The sequence below is a fragment of the Streptomyces sp. NPDC057136 genome (assembly GCF_042670885.1).
Lineage (GTDB): Bacteria > Actinomycetota > Actinomycetes > Streptomycetales > Streptomycetaceae > Streptomyces.
Map to the genome: position 1 here is coordinate 23294 of NZ_JBHUUV010000008.1, position 18019 is coordinate 41312.

16 protein-coding genes are annotated in these 18019 nt (G+C 69.9%); 6 read left to right on the forward strand and 10 right to left on the reverse strand.

Features of this window, described 5'->3' with window-relative positions; translation table 11 throughout:
• Positions 1-11: 11 nt before the first annotated feature.
• The 7 genes from ACFT7S_RS12505 to ACFT7S_RS12535 form a co-directional block, all read right to left on the reverse strand.
• Entirely contained in the window at positions 12-989 is a 978-nt protein-coding gene (locus ACFT7S_RS12505; protein WP_382730317.1) for an ABC transporter permease, read from the reverse strand.
• Between the two features lie 80 nt (positions 990-1069).
• Positions 1070-2752, reverse strand: coding sequence for an ABC transporter substrate-binding protein (locus tag ACFT7S_RS12510; protein ID WP_382730319.1), 1683 nt, complete (start codon positions 2750-2752; stop codon positions 1070-1072).
• A gap of 70 nt (positions 2753-2822) precedes the next feature.
• Complete coding sequence (locus tag ACFT7S_RS12515; protein ID WP_382730321.1) at positions 2823-3839, reverse strand: LacI family DNA-binding transcriptional regulator; 1017 nt, start codon at positions 3837-3839, stop codon at positions 2823-2825.
• 190 nt (positions 3840-4029) lie between these two features.
• Positions 4030-4293, reverse strand: coding sequence for a type B 50S ribosomal protein L31 (locus ACFT7S_RS12520; RefSeq protein ID WP_382730324.1), 264 nt, complete (start codon positions 4291-4293; stop codon positions 4030-4032).
• Positions 4294-4549: 256 nt separating this feature from the next.
• Complete coding sequence (locus ACFT7S_RS12525; protein ID WP_382730325.1) at positions 4550-5209, reverse strand: helix-turn-helix domain-containing protein; 660 nt, start codon at positions 5207-5209, stop codon at positions 4550-4552.
• A 62-nt stretch (positions 5210-5271) separates the two neighbouring features.
• Positions 5272-6174: an ABC transporter substrate-binding protein gene (locus ACFT7S_RS12530; protein WP_382730327.1), complete on the reverse strand. Its 903-nt coding sequence runs from the start codon at positions 6172-6174 to the stop codon at positions 5272-5274.
• A 111-nt stretch (positions 6175-6285) separates the two neighbouring features.
• The gene (locus tag ACFT7S_RS12535) at positions 6286-8058 is read right to left on the reverse strand and encodes a glycoside hydrolase family 15 protein (protein WP_382730330.1); all 1773 of its coding nucleotides are present in this window, start codon (positions 8056-8058) and stop codon (positions 6286-6288) included.
• 173 nt (positions 8059-8231) lie between these two features.
• Here ACFT7S_RS12535 and ACFT7S_RS12540 point away from each other — a divergent pair, with 173 nt between their 5' ends.
• The 4 genes from ACFT7S_RS12540 to ACFT7S_RS12555 all read left to right on the forward strand — a co-directional run bounded on the left by ACFT7S_RS12540 (position 8232) and on the right by ACFT7S_RS12555 (position 14030).
• Entirely contained in the window at positions 8232-9038 is an 807-nt protein-coding gene (locus ACFT7S_RS12540) for an SAM-dependent methyltransferase (RefSeq protein ID WP_382730332.1), read from the forward strand.
• Positions 9035-11203 (forward strand): putative bifunctional diguanylate cyclase/phosphodiesterase, encoded by a 2169-nt coding sequence (locus ACFT7S_RS12545; RefSeq protein ID WP_382730335.1) that lies wholly within the window; start codon positions 9035-9037, stop codon positions 11201-11203. The genes ACFT7S_RS12540 and ACFT7S_RS12545 overlap by 4 nt, the downstream gene beginning before the upstream one ends.
• A gap of 864 nt (positions 11204-12067) precedes the next feature.
• The gene (locus tag ACFT7S_RS12550) at positions 12068-12862 is read left to right on the forward strand and encodes a polysaccharide deacetylase family protein (protein WP_382730337.1); all 795 of its coding nucleotides are present in this window, start codon (positions 12068-12070) and stop codon (positions 12860-12862) included.
• A 307-nt stretch (positions 12863-13169) separates the two neighbouring features.
• Positions 13170-14030: a M12 family metallo-peptidase gene (locus ACFT7S_RS12555; RefSeq protein WP_382730338.1), complete on the forward strand. Its 861-nt coding sequence runs from the start codon at positions 13170-13172 to the stop codon at positions 14028-14030.
• 47 nt (positions 14031-14077) lie between these two features.
• Here ACFT7S_RS12555 and ACFT7S_RS12560 read toward each other — a convergent pair whose 3' ends face one another.
• Both ACFT7S_RS12560 and ACFT7S_RS12565 read right to left on the reverse strand, forming a co-directional pair.
• Positions 14078-14395 (reverse strand): cupin, encoded by a 318-nt coding sequence (locus ACFT7S_RS12560; protein WP_382730341.1) that lies wholly within the window; start codon positions 14393-14395, stop codon positions 14078-14080.
• Positions 14396-14460: 65 nt separating this feature from the next.
• Positions 14461-15633, reverse strand: a complete 1173-nt coding sequence (locus ACFT7S_RS12565) for a S8 family peptidase (RefSeq protein ID WP_382730343.1) — start codon at positions 15631-15633, stop codon at positions 14461-14463.
• Positions 15634-16316: 683 nt separating this feature from the next.
• Here ACFT7S_RS12565 and ACFT7S_RS12570 point away from each other — a divergent pair.
• Together ACFT7S_RS12570 and ACFT7S_RS12575 are read left to right on the forward strand one after the other, a co-directional pair.
• The gene (locus tag ACFT7S_RS12570) at positions 16317-16655 is read left to right on the forward strand and encodes a hypothetical protein (RefSeq protein ID WP_382730831.1); all 339 of its coding nucleotides are present in this window, start codon (positions 16317-16319) and stop codon (positions 16653-16655) included.
• A 95-nt stretch (positions 16656-16750) separates the two neighbouring features.
• On the forward strand, positions 16751-17341 hold the full coding sequence (locus ACFT7S_RS12575) for a YdeI family protein (RefSeq protein WP_382730346.1): 591 nt from the start codon (positions 16751-16753) through the stop codon (positions 17339-17341).
• A 28-nt stretch (positions 17342-17369) separates the two neighbouring features.
• On the opposite strand, the gene ACFT7S_RS12580 is transcribed toward ACFT7S_RS12575, so the two are convergent.
• The gene (locus tag ACFT7S_RS12580; RefSeq protein WP_382730833.1) at positions 17370-17786 is read right to left on the reverse strand and encodes an acyl-CoA thioesterase; all 417 of its coding nucleotides are present in this window, start codon (positions 17784-17786) and stop codon (positions 17370-17372) included.
• Positions 17787-18019: the final 233 nt, after the last annotated feature.

The window sequence follows — 18019 nt, forward strand, 5'->3', positions numbered from 1 at the left end:
TTCTCAGCCGCTCAGCGGACGCGCACACGCGGGTCGAGACGGACATAGACGAGGTCGACGAGGAAGTTGGCGACCAGTACGGCGGCGGTGATGGTGAGGAAGATGCCCTGCATCAGCGGGTAGTCGAGGCCCTGAACGGCGGCGAGGAGCTGGAAGCCGACGCCCGGGTAGGCGAAGACGACTTCGGTGAGAAGCGCGCCGCCGACCACGAAACCGAGCGCCATGCCGAAGTTGGTGACGGACGGCAGCATCGCGTTGCGTGCGGCGTAACGGAACATGATCCGGGCGGGTTTGAGGCCCTTGGCCTCCGCCATGGTGATGTAGTCCTCGGCGACCGTGGCGATCATGGTGTTGCGCATGCCGAGCATCCAGCCGCCGACCGATACGAGAACGATCGTCAGGGCCGGCAGCACGAGGTGCGTGGCCGCGTTGGAAATGAACGCCCAGGAGAGTTCGGGGCTGAAGCCGACGTCGAAGGCGTGCCGCATCGGGAACCAGCCCAGCGTCATGCCGAACAGGTAGAGCGCGCCCATGGCGAGCCAGAAGTACGGGAACGAGCCGGCGAAGACGAGCAGCGGCGGGAACACCGAGTCGAGGACGCCGCCGCGGCGCCAGGCGGCAAGGATGCCCAGCAGGTTGCCGATGACGACGGCGATGACCAGGGACGTACCGCCGAGCAGCAGGGTCCAGCCGATCTGGGAGGCGATGACCTCGGAGACGGGTGTCGGGAAGCGGGACAGGGAGATGCCCATGTTCCCGGTGCAGACGTCCTTGATGTAGTCGATGTACTGCTCCCACATCGGCCGGTGGTCGAGGCCGAACAGCCGGCGGATCTGGTCGATCTGTTCCGGCTGCATCTGGCTCTGGGAGCGGGCGAACATCCGGGAGACGGGGTCGCCGGGCATGAAGCGGGGCAGCAGGAAGTTCAGGGTGATCGAGGCCCAGAAGGCGAGCAGGTAGAAGCCCAGGTTGCGCAGGAGGTAACGCACCGGTCCCTCTTTCGGTTCTGTGAGGGGCCGGTGGCCCGCCGCACGGGTCGGCGACGGCGGGCCACCGGAGTGACGGGATGTCAGTGCAGAGCGGGCTTCAGGCTCGTCAGGACGAGGACGGTGGTGTCGCCACGGTTGGTGAGCGTGGCGTACGGGTTGTCCTCGGTGGGCCAGCCGGTGAAGCGGCTGTCGGTGTACGCACCCCACTCCGGGCCGGGGAAGAGCGGCACGACGGGCGCCTTCTCCGCGAACAGCTTCTGCAGGGCGGTGAGCTTGGTCTGCTGTCCGGCGACGTCGGACTCGGCGACGAACTCGTTCAGCAGCGTGTCGGCCTGCTTGTCGCCGAAGCGGTGGTAGTTGCTCAGCGCCCTGTCACCGACGGGCTTGACCGTTTCGGTGCCCATCGTGGTCTTGTAGAACTGGTACGGCGTGGCTCCGTTGTCGCTCCAGACGATGCCGGTGTCGTACTCGCCCGTCTCGTAACTGCTGACGACCGCCGCCCAGTCGGGGGACTTCACGGTGGCGGTGACGCCGATCTCGGCGAGGTTCTGCTTGATGATGTTGGCGACGGACAGCCAGTCGGAGGAGGCGGAGCCGACGGAGATGTCGAAGGCGAACGGCTTGCCGTTCTTGAGCTTGCGCTTGCCGTCGGAGCCCTTCTTGTAGCCCGCCGCGTCCAGCGCCTTGCCGGCGGCGACCGCGTCGTGCTTCGTCCAGGTGCAGGAGTCCGCTACGGCGGTGTCGCGCCACTTGTCGTAACCACCGGACAGGCCCGTGCAGTCGGCGGGCGCGGTGTAGCCGTTCATGCCGACCTTGGTGACGCTCTCGCGGTCGACGGCCCGGCTGAGCGCCTTGCGCACCACGGCGTCGTCGAAGGGCGCCTTGGTGGTGTTCATCGTCCAGTCGATCATGGACCCGGTCCTCGGGTACCAGTACTTGTTGTGCTGGGGGTCCCTGGCGACGAAGCTCTTCTTGATGTCCGGGATGAACGACTGCGTCCAGTCCGCCTCACCGTTGACGAAGGCCAGGTTGGCGCTGTCGTTGCCGGAGAAACCGAGGACCCGGATGCCCTCGATCCGCTGCTTCCTCGGCTGCCAGTACTCGGGGTTCTTGCGGAGCTCGTACGACTGGCTCTGGAAGTTGGCGACCTCGGTGTACGGGCCTGAGCCGACCGGGTCCGGGTTGGTGTCCTTCGCCGGGTCCTTGACCTTCTCCCACACGTGCTTGGGCACGATGACCTGCTTGCCGAGCTCGAAGACACCCGGTGAGTATGGCTTGCTGAGGGAGAAGACGACCTTGTTCGTACCCTCGGCCTTCGCCGTCTTCAGGAACTCGTAGCCGCCGAGCAGCTTCTTCTGGAGGCCGAAGGTGTACGCCACGTCCTCCGCGGTCAGCGGCTTGCCGTCGGACCATTTGACGCCGTCGCGCAGGGTGAAGGTGACGGTCTTCCCGTCCGGGGTGGTCTCCCAGGAGCTGGCCAGCCACGGAGTGGCCTTGCCGTTGGCGGGGTTGTAGACGAGCATCGCCTCGTAGACGGCCTGGGTGGTCAGCGGTGCGATCACCTGGCCGGGCGCGAACGGGTTGAAGTTGCGGGTGAAGGTGGCGAAGTCCTCACGGGGAATGGTGAGGAGCTGCTTGCCGGAGGAGTCCCCCGCGGCGTTCGTACCGGCGCCGCTGCAACCCGAGAGCAGCAGGGCCGCGGCGGCGAGGGGGGCGACGAGTGCGGCCCTCCGGAAGCGCCGGGCACGTATCGACGGTGCCATAATGATGTCTCTTCTCTCTTCTTCACATTGACCGGAGACGGGTGAGGAATCCCGTCGGGCTGATTCGCAGTCAGACCGACGAGCGTTCGATCAGCGGGCAGTCGACCGTCACCTGTGTGGTGGTGAGCGGCTGTCCCGCTGTGAGAGCGCCGAGCATGTCGACGCCCTTGGCTCCCATGAGTTCGAACGGCAGAGCGACTGTGGTGAGGCCGGGCCGCAGATAGGCGGCGATGAGTTCCTGATTGTCGAATCCGATGACGGCGATGTCGTCCGGGATCCGGAGTCCGCGTTCCTTGATGGCGTCGTAGGCGCCCATCGCGGTCCGGTCGTTTCCGCAGAACAGCGCGGTGGGCCGGTCGGTACGGTCGAGCAGTGAGCAGGCGGCGGCGTATCCGCCGTCGGCGGTGGCGTGGCCGGGCACGACCAGGCTGTCGTCGATGCCGAGTCCGGCTTCGCGGAGCGCCTGCTCGTAACCCAGACGCCGGCCGACCGCCGCCGGGATGCCGGCGTCGAGGTTGATGAATCCGATGCGCCGGTGGCCCGCGTCGAGCAGCCGCCCGGTGGCGGTGTAGCCGCCCGCGACCTCGTCGGGAACGACGGAGGGCAGTGCGCCGTCCGCGTCGAAGCAGTTCACCAGGACGACGGGTACCTCGCGTGCTGCGGGCGGCAGCTTCACGGCGCGGTGCCAGGTCGTGGCATACAGCAGCCCTTCGGCCCGCTGTTCGAGGAGCTTGTCGAAGGCGGCGGCCTCCATGGCGGGATCGGTGTCGCCCGCGGTGATGAGCAGGAACTTCCCGTCGGCCCAGGCCCGGTCCTGCGCACCCTTGATCACATCGACGGCGAAGGGCGCGGTGACGATCTCGGTGATGAGCCCGTACCACTCGCTGCGCTTGGCGGCGAGCGCCCTGGCCCCGGCGTTCGGCCGGTAGCCGAGCTCCTCGATCGCGGCCCGGATGCGGGCCTGGGTCTCTTCGGGGATGGCGGCGTCGGCGCGAGCGTTCAGGACGAAGGAGACGGTGGTGCGCGATACGCCCGCCCGCTCCGCCACCTCGCTCATCGTCACGCGACGCGTCCTGCTCGTGGCCACTTTGCCTGCTCCCTGCGCCCCACCGACAGCGGGTCGCTCGGTTACGCGCTTTAGTAACGCGCGTTAGTACGATGTTGCACGCAAGTTACGAGCGGTTGGCCAACTGTGTCAAGAGATGTGACAGCCAAGATCTCCCGGCGCTCGGGAAGAGCGCCGGGAGACTCGGGGGCCCAGGGGTCCGGGGGCGGGCTCAGGAGGCGTCCTGAGCCCCATCCTCCCCGTACCGTCGCTCGAATTTGGAGACCTGCCCCTCGGTGTCGATCACCCTGGCCTTGCCGGTGAAGAACGGGTGGCTTTCGGCGGAGATCTCCACGTCGATCACGGGGTAGCTGTTGCCGTCGTCCCAGTCGATCGTCTGTTCGCTCGACGCGGTGGACCTGGTCAGGAAGGCGTAACCGGCGGAACGGTCACGGAAGACCACGGGGCGGTACGAGGGGTGCTTGTCCTGCTGCATGCCTGCTCCTGGGAACGTACGGTTTCGGCTCCGGCCAGCCTCGCCAACGGGAGCGGACCGCGCGATCGCACGCGTCCGTACGGGGGGTGCGGCGCTGCCGGCGGACGAAGGTCAGCACGTGCGGCATTCGAGTGCAGGCAGGGTCACCGTCACCACCAGACCACCGCCTTCGCGGCGGCCCATCACCTCGCCGTCGTGCGCGCGGGCCACGGAACGCACGATGGAAAGGCCCAGGCTGTGCCGAAGATCTTCGCGGTCACGAGGCACCTTCCGGGGCCGTGTCCCGTGCGCCGTCGGATGCCGCAGGGCCGCCGCCGGCCAGGGGGAGTCCTGCGGTGACCAGGACGACCTCTTCGGCCCTCGGGTCGGATGCGTCGCGCGCCGTCAGTTCGGCGAGTTTGGTGTCGAGGGCGGCCCAAAGCTCACTGAGGGACTCCGGCGTCAGCCGGGGCAGCAGGTCGCTCACGTTCGACGGTTCCTGCCATTCCGCGCCGAGCCGTCCGGCCTCCATGTCCGCCTCGTGCTGGGCGAGCGCGCTCTGCAGGTGCTCGATCTGCCGGCGGCGCAGCGCCCCGAGCGCGGCCCGGCTGCCGGGCGTGGCGTGCATCGCCTCGTTGCTCCATGAGGTGAGGGCGTGCACGGACTTCCAGCGGCGCTCCCGGCCGTCGCGGTGCTCGGCCTCGACGACGAAGGCGTACTTGGCCAGGACCCGCAGGTGGTAGCTGGTGGAGGCGGACGTCTCCCCCGTCCGGACCGCCAGCTCGCTCGCGGTGGCCGGGCCGTGCTGCCGCAGCAGTCCGAGCAGCCTGATACGCAGAGGGTGCGTGAGGGCCTTCAGGGCCGCCGTGTCCCACTCGGGATCGAGTACGCGGTGCTGCTCATCGCTGTCCGTGACGGCAGCCCAAAGCAGATCCACCTCTTCCCCAAAGTATTTTTGCAAACTTTATTTGGGGGAATCCCGGAGGGCTCCTGCCGGGCTCAGCGCTCGCTCCCCACCGCCTCCAGGGCATCCGCCACCGAGGTCAGGAAGCGGGCATGGGCCCGGGGGCTGCACGGTGGCTCCGGGTTCCACGGCACGACGCGGGCCGACTCCCACAGGGCAGGCCCGCCCGCTGCCGACCCGACCGCTGCCGCCGCGAACGCGTCGAGCGGGGTGGCGTGGGCCCTGACGTCCGCGAGGACGAGAGGGGGCCGCAGCTCCGCCGCGTGCGCCCGGTCGACGGTGGACCAGCCGGCGCCCGGCCCCTCGGCCGGCTCCATCATGTTCACTCCGAGGTCGGCCAGCACCCGCAGTTCGGGCCACATCCCGGGGCGGGCGAGGTGGACCTCCTCGCGCCCGGCCGGTGAGAGCGCGAGCACCTGGGGCCGGTCCTGCACGGCGGCGACGACCGCGCGCAGCCGTTCTCCTGCGGCAGCCGACTCCCTGTCGGCGGCCGGGGCGGGTTCGGCGCCCAGCGAGCGGGCCAGTTCGCCGAACCGGTCGCCGATCGCGGCAAAGCCGCGGGCCCGGCCCACGTCGATCACGACGACCGGGACCTGCTCCTCCAGATGCTTGGCGGTCTCGGGAGCGAGGCCATAGACCTGTCCGCCGCCGTAGGAAACGGCGACGACCAGGTCCGGCGCTCCACGCAGCAGGGTCTCGATGTCCAGGGCGCCACCCGCGCCCACGTAGTCCACCGAATCCAGTGGCAGGGCGCCGGCCTTCGCGCGGTCGGGTGCGGGACCGTCGTGACCGGAGCCGAAGATCCCCTCGGGCCGTATGCCGTAGTCCCACAGCGTTGCTCCGGCCTGGATGTACGCGAGTATCCGGGCCGGACGGCGCGCGGCCGTCGACACCTGCCCCCGGTCGTCGGAAAATCGCCACGCGCTCTGTTCCGTCACGTCATTCGCCCCTCTGCACCGGTTCCCCGGCCCTCGCCGGGCTCGCACAGCTGTACCTGCCCAGCCGGTTACCGCCACACCCCTCGGGGGACGGCCCGTGCGGGGCAGGACTCAACGAGCGGACTCCGCAAGGGTGAACGCGGTGTTGACCAGGGCGACGTGAGTGAACGCCTGTGGTGTGTTGCCGAGTTGGCGCGCAGTTTCCGGGTCCCACTCCTCGGAGAGCAGGCCGAGGTCGTTGCCGGCCGCGACCGCACGGCCGAAGAGTTCCCGGGCCTCGGCGGGGCGTCCGGTGGCCGCGAGCGCGTCTGCCAGCCAGAACGAGCAGGCGAGGAACGCCCCTTCGGGGCCTGGCAGCCCGTCGGTCGCAACGTCCGGCACATAGCGGCGGACGAACCCGCCCTGGTCCAGTTCGTCGCGGACCGCCGCCACGGTACGCACCACCCGGGGGTCCCACGGCGGCAGGAAGCCCGTCTTGACGACGAACAGCGTCGCGGCGTCCACCTCGTGCCCGTCGTAGTGCTGGACGAAAATGCCCCGCCCGGGGTCGTAGCCACGCGCGCAGACATCGGCATGGACGGTGTCGCGCAGCGCACGCCAGCGGTCGACGGGCGCCGGGAGCCCGGTTGCCTCGGCGATCCGTACGGCACGGTCGGCGGCCACCCACACCATCACCTTGGAGTGCACCCAGTGCCGGCGTGCACCTCTGCCCTCCCAGAGACCTTCGTCGGGGTCGCTCCAGTGCGCCTCCAGGTAGGACATCAGACTGCGGACCAGGCCCCACACATGACGTTCCATCGGAATGCCCGCGCGCAGCGCCAGATACAGGGTGTCGATGACCTCGCCGTACACATCGAGCTGGAACTGCTCGACGGCCGCGTTACCGAATCGCACGGGTGCCGATTCCTCGTAGCCCGGCAGCCAGTCGGCGACGGTCTCCGGCAGTCGGCGCTCGCCGCCCACCCCGTACAGACTCTGCAGATCCCCCGGATCCCCGGCCGCGGCCCGCACGAGCCATCGCCGCCAGGCGGCGGCCTCGTCACGGAAGCCGCCGCGCAGCAGCGCGGACAATGTCATGCTGGAGTCGCGCAACCAGCAGAACCGGTAGTCCCAGTTGCGTACGCCTCCAGCGATCTCCGGCAGGGACGAGGTGACCGCCGCGACGATTCCGCCGGTCGGGGCATAGGCCAGGGCCTTCAGCGTGATCAAGGAGCGCATGACGGGGTCCCGCCACTCCCCCTCGTAACGGCAGCCCGCCGCCCACCGCTCCCACTCCCCGAGGGTCTCGCCCAGCGCCCGCTCCGCATCGGTGCGCGAGCCGTTCGGCAGGTGCGAGGGCTGCCAGGTGAGAACGAACGGGACGCGCTCGCCCGCCCGGACGGTGAAGTCGGAGCAGGTGACGGTGGACCGCCCGTAGGTGTGCACCCCGGGCGGGACACGCAGCCATGCCGAGTCGGGGCCCGCGACGGCCACCCGGTGGCGGGCCGTGCGGCGCACCCAGGGGACGATCCGGCCGTAGTTGAAGCGCAGACAGAGTTCGCCGCGCATCTCGACGGTGCCGCGGACTCCTTCGACGATCCGCATCAGCCGGGGAACGCCGTCGCGGTGGGGCATGAAATCGGTGACCCTGACGGCGCCGCTGCCGGTTTCCCACAGCGTCTCCAGGACGAGCGTGTCGCCGCGGTAGCGCCGCTCGGTGCACTGTCCGGCGCCCACCGGGGCCATCCGCCACCGCCCGTGGTCCTCGTCGCCGAGCAGCGCGGCGAAGCAGGCGGGTGAGTCGAACCGCGGTGCGCAGAACCAGTCGACCGAACCGTCCCTGCCGACGAGCGCCGCTGTGCTGAGATCGCCGATGAGGGCGTAGTCCTCGATGCGACCTGACATGTCCGACCCCCTTGACCTTCTCTCATTGTCGGGTGCCGGGGGGTTCTCCGCACGGTCCGCGCGTCCGGCGCACGGCCGGCCACGCTCCGTGCATGAGGTTGCGGTCGGCGGGCGATCGTTGGAGGCTCGTTCTGGAGGCCCGGAACTGCTGCCTTCCGGTAAGGGGTACGTTCATGTCGCACGAGGAATGGGTGCTGGAGGGAACGGACTTCGAACGGCCCAATGTGGCACGTGTCTACGACTGTTACCTGGGCGGTTCCCACAACTTCGCCGTGGACCGCGAGATGGCCCGCAAGGCCATCGAGATGTGGCCGGACCTTCCGCTCATCATGCGCAGCAACCGGGCCTTTCTCCAGCGGGCCGTGCAGTTCCTCGCCCGTGAGGGCATCACCCGGTTCCTCGACATCGGATCGGGAATTCCGACGTTCGGAACGGTGCACGAGGCCGCACGGGAGATCCGCCCGGAGGCCAGGGTCGTCTACGTCGACATCGACCCCGTGGCCGTCGAACACAGCAGACTCATCCTGCGGGACGACCCGCAGTGCGAGGTGGTGCGCGCGGACATGCGCAACCCGGAGCGGCTGCTGGCCGAGCCCCCTGTGGCCGAGTTGCTGAGTGCCGGAGAACCGGTGGGGGTCCTGCTCGTAGCCGTGCTCCACTTCGTGACGGACGAGGAGGACCCGGCCGGGATCGTCCGGGTCCTGCGGGACGCGCTGCCGGCCGGCAGCGCACTCGTGCTCTCGCATGCGTCGAACGAGGGCCGGCCGGACCGGGCGAAGGAGCACCAGGATCTCTACAAGCAGTCGACGATGCCGCTGACCATGCGTTCCAGGAGCGGCATCGCCGCGATCTTCGACGGATTCGAGCTGGAGGATCCCGGCCTCGTCTACCTCTCCGAGTGGAAACCGCTGGACCCGGCGTCCGTTGGACCTCACCCGGAGAGGATGACGGGGCTGGCCGGAGTGGGGCTCCTGCCATGAGCGCTCCGTCGTCCGGGCGCGGCAGGGAATCCATGGACTCCGCCGAATGCGCTCCCGGCGACGAGTCCTCCGCCCGCTTCGCCGCTGCCTGGGCCCACCTCCTGCGCGAGGGGCACGGGACCGCCGTGCTCCCCGGTCCGCTGAGCCATCTGGTGGCCGGGACGACCGAGCTGCTGATGCGCGCTCACCGTGACGACCCGTTCGACGCCTCCATGGCCGCACGGGCCGGCTCCCTGCTGGTGCAGCACCAGTTCACCGATCCGCAGATGATGGCGCGCGCCGTCGAACTGCTGCAGGACTGGCCGGCCGACGACGACCGCGGCCCCGCCCTCACCGGCGCCTTCGCGGCCGGCTGGGCGGCGGCGCTGCGCGACCGTACGCTGCACGATCAGGAGGCGGTACGCCGGGCGTCCGAACTGGCACGCGGGGGCGTCGAGAAAGCTCTGTACGCCTCCGAGGCCCGATTCCGGGCCATGTTCGAGAACGCCGCGATCGGCATCGGGATCGGCGACCTGGACGGCAACATCCTGGCGGTGAACACCGCACTCCAGGATATGTTCGGCGCACGGGCCGAGGACATCCGCAGGTTCAGCGTCGACATGCTGGTCCACCCCGCGGACGGCCCCGGAGTGTGGGAGTCGTACCGGCGGCTCGTCGACGGCGAACTGGACAGCTTCCAGTGCGACAAGCCGTACTACCGCCAGGACGGCGAGGTGGTCTGGACCCATCTGGTCGTGTCTCTGATCCGGGGCGAGGACGAGCGCCCGCGCTACCAGGTGGCGATGCTGGAGGACATCACCGACCGCCACCGCCTCCAGGAGCGGCTGCACTTCCAGGCCACGCACGATCCGCTGACCGGGCTGCCGAACCGCAGGACGTTCTTCGAACGTCTGGAGCAGCTCTTCGCCGCGCCGGAACCAACCGGCCGGTTCTGTCTCTGCTCGGTGGACCTCGACGGCTTCAAGAGCATCAACGACAGCCTCGGTCACGAGACCGGGGACCGGCTGCTGAGCGCCGTGGCGCAACGGCTGCAGGTCGCCGTGGCCCCGCTGGGCCACCTGGTGGCGCGCCTGGGCGGCGACGAGTTCATCGTTCTGGTGGAGAAGTCCCACGGCCGGCAGGAAGCGGCTGCCGTGGCCCAGACGGTGCTGGCCGCCCTCACCGCTCCGTTCCTGATCGACAGCCAGAAGCTGTCGGTCCGGGCCAGTGTCGGCGTCGTGGAGCAGGCCGTGTCCGCCACCAGCCCCGGGGCTGCGATGCGCGCGGCGGACCTCACGCTGTACCGGGCCAAGAAGGAGGGGCGCGACCGGTGGACGTTCTTCGACCCGCGGCGCAACGCGGTCGCGCTGAGCCAGTACGCGATGTCGGTACGGATTCCGCTGGCTCTGGACCGCGGTGAGTTCTTCATCGACTACCAGCCACTGTGCGCGCTCGCCGACGACTCGATGGTCGCCGTCGAGGCACTGGTGCGCTGGCGCCATCCGGAGCTGGGGGTACTGGGTCCCGACGAGTTCATCACGACCGCCGAGGAGAGCGGGCTGATCATCCCGCTGGGGCGCTGGGTCCTGACGCAGGCGTGTGAACAGGCCGCGCGGTGGGCGGAGCAGTTCGGCCCCGCGGCGCCGCGGATGAATGTCAATCTGGCCGTACGGCAGGCCCGGAACTCCGCGCTCGTCCCGGATGTCGACCGCGCCTTGCGGCTCACCGGTCTCGACCCCGGCCGGCTCCAGCTGGAGATCACCGAAAGTGTGCTGCTCGGCCCCAGGGACCCGGCGTTGCAGGCGTTGGACAACCTGGTCGACATGGGCGTCTCGCTCACCGTCGACGATTTCGGCACCGGTTGGTCGAACCTCGCCTATCTGCGGGACCTGCCCGTGTCGGGACTCAAACTGGCCGGCTCCTTCGTCACGGACCTGCACCCCGGCTCGGACAGCGACCACGTGGGCTGGCGGATCATCCGCGGCCTGATCTCGCTGGCGCACACGCTCGGACTGACCGTGACGGCCGAGGGCGTCGAAGCCGCGGCGGACGCGGAGCGGCTCCGCACCATGGGCTGCGACTGGGCCCAGGGCTGGTACTACGGCCGCCCTGCCGGGCCCGCGGAGATCACGAAGAGGATCGCCGAGGGCAGCCGTGGCGTACTTCCCGACACGAAATCAGAGTAAAACGCGTTAATAGTGAATGAATCCCCTTGACCTGACGTCGCGCCGGGTCGACGATGAAGACCTGGCATCGTGTGCGTTGCGGACCGGATTCCGGTCATCGTACGCACGGTTCATTCGCCAGTTGTGGTGGTCGACGCCCCAGGCGTCCGAGACCGGCCCGGCGCTCAGCGCCCCGAAGGCCCGGCGAGCGGAGATGCTCCCCTCGCCCCGCAGCCTCGATGGCCGCTCTCCACTTTCGGTTCCAGGGGGTATTGGCACGGGGTACGCCGTCCGTATGGGCGGCCCCACCGCCGCCCCCTCGCCCACGGGCCTACACGGCCCCGTAAGGCCGTGGCCGCGCCCGTCACTTCCCGTTAGGCAGCACGCCTATGGCTTCCGTCCCGCCGTCGGAACGGGGCAGTTCTCCGTCCCGACGGCCCGAACAGCGGGCGACCGGTCCGCCTCCGGTCCGGCGCCTTGTCAGTCCGGCGGTCCCGGCCCACCACGCAGCCCCCAGGACGCCTCCTGGTGCGGGCACGCGGTGACCGGCACAGCCCGGCGCACGCCCACGGCCTGTCCTTGCCCTGCCGCCCGCGATTCGCTGTACACACCCGCCCACTTCGTCGGCCCCGACCAGGAAGCGCCCGGTGAGTTCCGCTCACCCGGTGGAACCGGTGGGGTCGCACCGGACGGAGTCGTGTTGGCGTTGGTGCGACCGCATCGACACCCGCTCGGGTCGAGCCGGCACCTGCGGATTCGAAGGAGACCCCGCAGGTCAGTGCCCAGCACCGGTCGACGCCGCCCCTCCGAGGCAGGTGGTTTCCACCTCGGCCGCCGCCTGGCGGCCCGGAGATCCCGAGCTCCGGGTACCGAGAAGGACTGATCATGAGCGCCGTGCCCGTCTTCGCCTACCATTCGGTGGCCCGTGAACCCGCGCCGTGGATCGCCCCGTTCTCTGTGACCCCGCGCACCTTCACCGAGCAGCTCGACAGGATCTCCGACGCCGGGCTCTCGGTCGTGCCACTGCGGCAGCTGGTGGCCGCACTGCGGGGCTGCAAGCCGCTTCCCGAGCGGTCCGTGGTGCTGACGTTCGACGACGGGTTCGCCGACTTCTACTGGACCGTCGCCCCCGTGCTCGCCGAGCGGGGGCTCCCCGCGACGCTCTACATCACCACCGGCGCCGTGCACGCCCCCGGCGCCGGCCCCGAGGGCAGCCTGCTGCCGCCCGCCGCCATGCTGAACTGGCGCCAGATCACCACCCTGGACGCCCTCGACATCGAGATCGGCGGCCACAGCCGTACGCATGCGCAGCTGGACATCCTGCCCGCAGCCCGGGCGCGCCATGAAGTGAACGACAGCAAGCGGCGCCTGGAGGACGCGCTCAGCCACCCGGTGAGTTCCTTCGCCTACCCGCACGGCTACCACAGCGCCACGGTGCGCCGCTTGGTGCGGGAGGCCGGCTGGAGCTCGGCCGCGGCAGCCGGTGACGCGTTCAGTTCCACGGCCGACGATCCGTGGCGGATCTCCCGTCTGATGGTCCGCTCCGACACCGGGCCGGCGGAATTCGACCGCTGGCTCCATGGCGTGGGCGCCCCGGTCGCGTCACCGCACGAGTCCCTGACGACCAAGGGGCGACGGCTCTACCGAAGAGCCAGGTTCATGGCCGGGCACTTCCCCTGAGAGCTCCGGCCCACCACCCGACACCCCCTGAGCCCCGCGGCGTGCGCAGCGGGGCGCTGTGTCGCGCGCCCCGCTGCACGCCCGGAGATCGACGGAGCGTCAACTCGGATACGGTGGCGGGCGGTTGAAGGGCAATTGGTCAGGGTGAAGGATGCCGCACGGCCCGATCCGCAGTCAGGGTGAATTTCGCGCGTTCCACACCCGCGCGCAAGCACATCCCCTCACCACCTGTTAGACATGAACAACCCGGCGTGATCACCGCGCATCGATGCCATCCCCTCCCGTCGTGCCGAGAAGGGACCCCCGCATGCTCTCGACCGCCCTGAGGATCGCGCTGGCCGCGACCGTCGGAGCCTCGCTCTGCGCCATATCCCCCTACAGCCCCCCGGCGGACCGGGAGTCCGCAGCCCCCGCGCCCGCCCCTGCCCGCGCCGGCTGCCCCGTCGTCGACGTGATGGTGGCCTACACGCCCAAGGCCGCCGCCGAGGTCGGCGGGCGCCATCGAGTGTCCGCGTCCGCGCAGCAGATCGCCACCCGGATGAACCGCTCGCTCAAACAGAGCGGAGTGTGCGGCTCGATCCGGATCACGCACGCCTACACGGCGACGGACTACGACGGCTCGGAGGACTTCGCCGCGGCGCACCAACGGCTCAAGGACAAGGACGATCCGACGCTGGGCGGGCCCGCCCACCAGCTGCGTGAATGGTTCGCGGCCGATCTCGTCGCCGTCATGGTGAACCGGCGGGAAAAGGGCGGTGGCATCGCGGACTACACGGCCACGCTCGGCGAGTCCTCCAGCGAATTCGCCTATGCGGTCGCCGATGTCCAGGGAATCGCGCTCGACTCGGTCAGTCACGAGATCGGGCACAACCTGGGCCTCGCCCACGACCGTACGACATTAGCCACTGACCCGGACGGCGGGATGCAGGTGAGCGAGGACCGGCCGTACAACACGGGCTGGATCACCCCGGACCACGAGTACTACACGATCATGGCGTACGGGTCCTCGTGCGGTGACTGCACCAGGGTCGGGCAGTTCTCCAACCCGGACAGGAACTGGCACGGGCAACCCCTGGGCAATGCGTCGAACGACAGTGCTCGCGCACTTCGCGAGACGCTGCCCGTGGTCGCCGGGTACCGCACCTCCCCCGGCCCGTTCGGCCGATAGGGACTCCGTCGCCCGGCGGGATCAGTCGTTCAGCGCGGTCGGCGGGGTCAGTCGTTCACCGCGGTCAGCAGCACCACCGCGTCCTCCAGGGCGAGCAGCCCGTGCCGTTCCTGGGGGATCGGGTGCAGGGCTCCGACGGCGAGCTCCACGTCGCCCGAGGCCGCGGTGAGGCGCACGGCGCCGCGGAGCACCTGGAGGGACGCGGCGGGCGGGGCGTTGTGTTCGTCGAGGGCCGACCCGCCCGTGAGGGCGATGACCGTCTGCCGCAGGGTGTCCTCGTGCAGCAGGAGGTGGGCGCTGCGGCCGTGCGCGGAGGTACGGGCCAGGGCCAGGTGCTCGACGGCAAGGGCGTTCAAATCGTCCATATTTCCACTGTGCCACGAGGCCGGGCCGCGCGTTCGGCTGCGCGGGCCCGGCCGGTGCGTTCCGGTCAGAGGCCCGCGGTGTACAGGAGCCGGTCGGGCGAGCCCGGGCCCAGATTGGACAGCACGCCATCGGTGGACTGCTCGTCGAGCCAGGCGGCGATCTCCAGCGGTGACGCGTCCGGGTTCTTCTCCCTGTACAGGGCGGCCACCCCGGCCACGTGCGGGCTTGCCATGGAGGTCCCGTCGAGCCGCCGGTAGCCGCCGTAGAGAGCGGCGGAGACGATGGCCGTGCCCGGGGCGTACAGCTCGACGCACTCGCCCCAGTTACTGAAGCCCGTCTGCCGGTCCGTGGCGTCCGAGGCCGCCACGGTGACCACACGGTCCGCGCCGGCCGGGGAGACCTCACAGGCGTCCTTGCTGTCGTTGCCTGCGGCGACGACAGGCAGGACGCCCCGGTCCCAGAGGGCGCCGACCGCCTGGTCCACGGCATCCGACGAGGGACCGCCGAGCGAGGCGTTGACCACGGCGGGCTGCTGGGCGTTCCTGGCGATCCAGTCGAACCCGGCGAGGATCGCGGCCCACGTCCCCTCGCCCCGGCAGTCGAGCACCCGCACCGTGACGAGCGAGGTGGAGGGGGCGACGCCGACCGTCGCACCGCCGACCGTGCCGGCCACATGGGTGCCGTGCCCGTTGCAGTCCTGGCCCTGACGTCCGTCGCCGACGGCGTCGAGCCCGAGGGTCACGCGCCCGCCGAACTCACGGTGCCGGGAGTCGATCCCGGTGTCGACGATGTAGGACGTCACTCCCGTGCCTGTGCCGGCCGCGATGTACTGACCATCGAGTGGCAGGTCGCGCTGGTCGATCCGGTCCTGACCCCAACTTACGGCCACCGCACGGGAGTCGGCCGGCAGCGGGTCGTTGGCGACCTGGCCGTTCTCCTCGACGGACTCGACGCCCGGGAAGGCGCGTACCGCGGACAGCTGGGCGGGACCGAGAACGGCCGCGAAGCCGTTCAGGACGTTCCGGTAGCTGAACAGCGGGCGGAGGCCGAACCTCTGCAGGACGGTGTCCGGCGACAGTTCGGGGGCGAGCGTGACGATGTACTGGCCGATGACCGCCCGGTCGGACTGGCGCACCGAAACGGCGCCGCGCCCGGTGTCGGCCGTGGCCGGGGTGGAGCCGATCAGCGGAACGAGCAGCAGTAGAGCGGCTGGTGCCAAGCGGGTGCGCAGGCGCATGCGTTCTCCTTGCGATGGAAGTGGGGGAATCGGTGGTGGAACGGGGCCGTCCCAGGGCGGGCCAGCCGGACAGGGCGACGCTGGGAGTCACCGACAGGTCCGCCAGTTCGGTGTCGACCGCATCCGCCACGCCGGTGCCGACCCACCGTCCTGCGCACAGTTTCCGTGTTCTCCACCGAGGTTCTCCCAAGGACCGGTCAGGGAATTCAGGGGGTGCCCGCTCCGGGGCCGGGAACAGACCTCCGATGTGTCCCCCGTCACCGTGAGAAACATGTCACCCACACTCCGCAATCAGCCGATCAGAGGGTGATCATCTGGAACGGCAGGACCGATAGGCCGAGCGGACCTGGAACACACATGTGAACTGCCGCTCCTCGGCGCCGGACCGACCCGGCGGACGAGGGCCCTCACTGCCGGTCTCACTCCGGCAGGCCTGGTCCCGATGCCGGCGTCCAGGACGACGAGCTCGACGAGGCGGCCTGTCACGGAGACCTGTCCGTGCAGATCTGCAGCACCGCATCCCGATGCCGTGCTGCATGTGATCCGGGACCTCGCGCGCGAGACGCACCGGATGGTGAGCACATGGTGGCGGGTCGACGGTTTCCTCAATCCTCCCGGCGCGCGGGCGCCCCGGCCGCAACAAGGCCACCGGCGCTCCCCTGACCGGCAGGAAGGAATCGGACCTGCCCGCCTACGAGACGGACCCGGATTGCCGGCTGATTCCGCTCGGCTCCCACATCCGGCTGGCGAATCCGCGCACCCCGGCGACCTCCGACTCGCAGATCCTGCGCCGCAGTTACAACGTCGACCGCGGCCTCGCGCCGGACGGCACGCTCGATCCGGGACTGCCGGACTGCTGCTACCAGCAGGACATCACCCGGCAGTTCGCCGCGGTGCAGAAGCGCCTGGAGGGAGAGCGGTTCGCGGACTTCACCAGCACCACGGACGGCGAATACTTCTTCACCCTGTCCGGCGTCGAGGACGGCACGGACTGGTTCGGTTCGGGGCTGCCGAGCACATAGGGCCGACGCACGGGGGCGCCCATCAGGACAGGAGCCGGCCTAATGGGCTCCTACCGTGTCTATGACGGCGAAACCCAGGCTCCCAGGAGGCGGCAGTGCAGACGGAAGCGACGGCGACGGAAGCCCCCGAGACGCTGTTCTTCGAGCGGGCCGCCGAGCTGGAGTCCTGGCTCGACGCCCACCACGGAACGCGGGCCGCGCTGTGGATCAAACTCGCGAAGAAGGCATCGGGCATCGCGTCGGTCACTGCGGCCGAGGTGGTCGAGACCGTGATCTGCTACGGCTGGATCGACGGACAGCGAAGGTCCTGCGACGAGACGTACTACCTCCAGAAGATCACGCCCCGTCGGCCCAGAAGCACGTGGTCCCTGGTCAACGTCCGCAAGGTCGAGGCCCTGACGGCGGCCGGACGGATGCGCGAGCCGGGCCTCGCCGAGGTGCGGGCAGCCCGGGCGGACGGACGGTGGGCCGCGGCGTACCCCTCGCAGAGTGAGGCCATCGTGCCCGCCGACCTCGAAGCGGCGCTGGCCGGCAACACGGAGGCCGCCCGCCACTTCGAGCAGCTCGGCAGGTCGGCCCGGTACCTGGTGTTCCTGCGTCTCGCGACCGCACGGACTCCGGCCGTCAGGTCCGCCCGGCTCCGGAAGGTGACGGAACGTTTGGCGGCGGGCGAACCGATTCACTGACCGGACGGACGGCCCCGGGCCCGCTGCCTCAGGCGCCGAGCAGTTCCGGATTCTCGGCCAGCGACGCGAGGTGGCCCCCCGGGTCCGCGATCAGCCTGCGGGCGGTGAGATCGAGCATGCCTCCCACGCCGGTGATCTCCGCGGCGACCGTGCCGTCCTCCTTGAGGATCTGCTGCGTGATCCGGAAGGTCTTGCCGGTCCCGTACACGAACGCGCAGGTCACCCGGACCTTGTCTCCGCCGCGCAGCTCTTTGGCGTACTTCACCGTCACTTCCAGCGCCACCGGGCCCACGCCGGTGGCCAGCAGCTTCTCCTGCGGCAGACCGGCGGCCCGCAGCAGCTCCCACCGCGCGTGCTCCGCGTACTGGAGATAGACGGCCTGGTTCAGATGTCCCTGGGTATCGAGTTCGTAGCCACGCACGGTCACGTCAACAAAGAAGGTCATGAACACCGCAACGCGCACCGGCATTCCGTCATTCCTGGACGGGTCACCGCGCACCGTGCCGTCGCGGCGTCACAACCCCTTACGCAGACCCTTTACGCAGCTGTCATGCACGGGTAACTTCCTGACTGCAAAAGATTGCAGCAACATTCTGACAGCACTTGCTGTCGGGACGCATTGCTCGCCCGGACCCCGAGGCGCGTCAGGGTTCTCCGGCGGGACACCCGCAGCTGCTC

Coding starts and splice junctions, on each gene's coding strand:
- ACFT7S_RS12560 (WP_382730341.1), bottom strand. CDS start 14,395: ATGGACGATTTGAACGCCCTTGCCGTCGAGCACCTGGCCCTGGCCCGT.
- ACFT7S_RS12565 (WP_382730343.1), bottom strand. CDS start 15,633: ATGCGCCTGCGCACCCGCTTGGCACCAGCCGCTCTACTGCTGCTCGTT.
- ACFT7S_RS12520 (WP_382730324.1), bottom strand. CDS start 4,293: ATGCAGCAGGACAAGCACCCCTCGTACCGCCCCGTGGTCTTCCGTGAC.
- ACFT7S_RS12535 (WP_382730330.1), bottom strand. CDS start 8,058: ATGTCAGGTCGCATCGAGGACTACGCCCTCATCGGCGATCTCAGCACA.
- ACFT7S_RS12550 (WP_382730337.1), top strand. CDS start 12,068: ATGAGCGCCGTGCCCGTCTTCGCCTACCATTCGGTGGCCCGTGAACCC.
- ACFT7S_RS12540 (WP_382730332.1), top strand. CDS start 8,232: ATGTCGCACGAGGAATGGGTGCTGGAGGGAACGGACTTCGAACGGCCC.
- ACFT7S_RS12580 (WP_382730833.1), bottom strand. CDS start 17,786: ATGACCTTCTTTGTTGACGTGACCGTGCGTGGCTACGAACTCGATACC.
- ACFT7S_RS12555 (WP_382730338.1), top strand. CDS start 13,170: ATGCTCTCGACCGCCCTGAGGATCGCGCTGGCCGCGACCGTCGGAGCC.
- ACFT7S_RS12545 (WP_382730335.1), top strand. CDS start 9,035: ATGAGCGCTCCGTCGTCCGGGCGCGGCAGGGAATCCATGGACTCCGCC.
- ACFT7S_RS12510 (WP_382730319.1), bottom strand. CDS start 2,752: ATGGCACCGTCGATACGTGCCCGGCGCTTCCGGAGGGCCGCACTCGTC.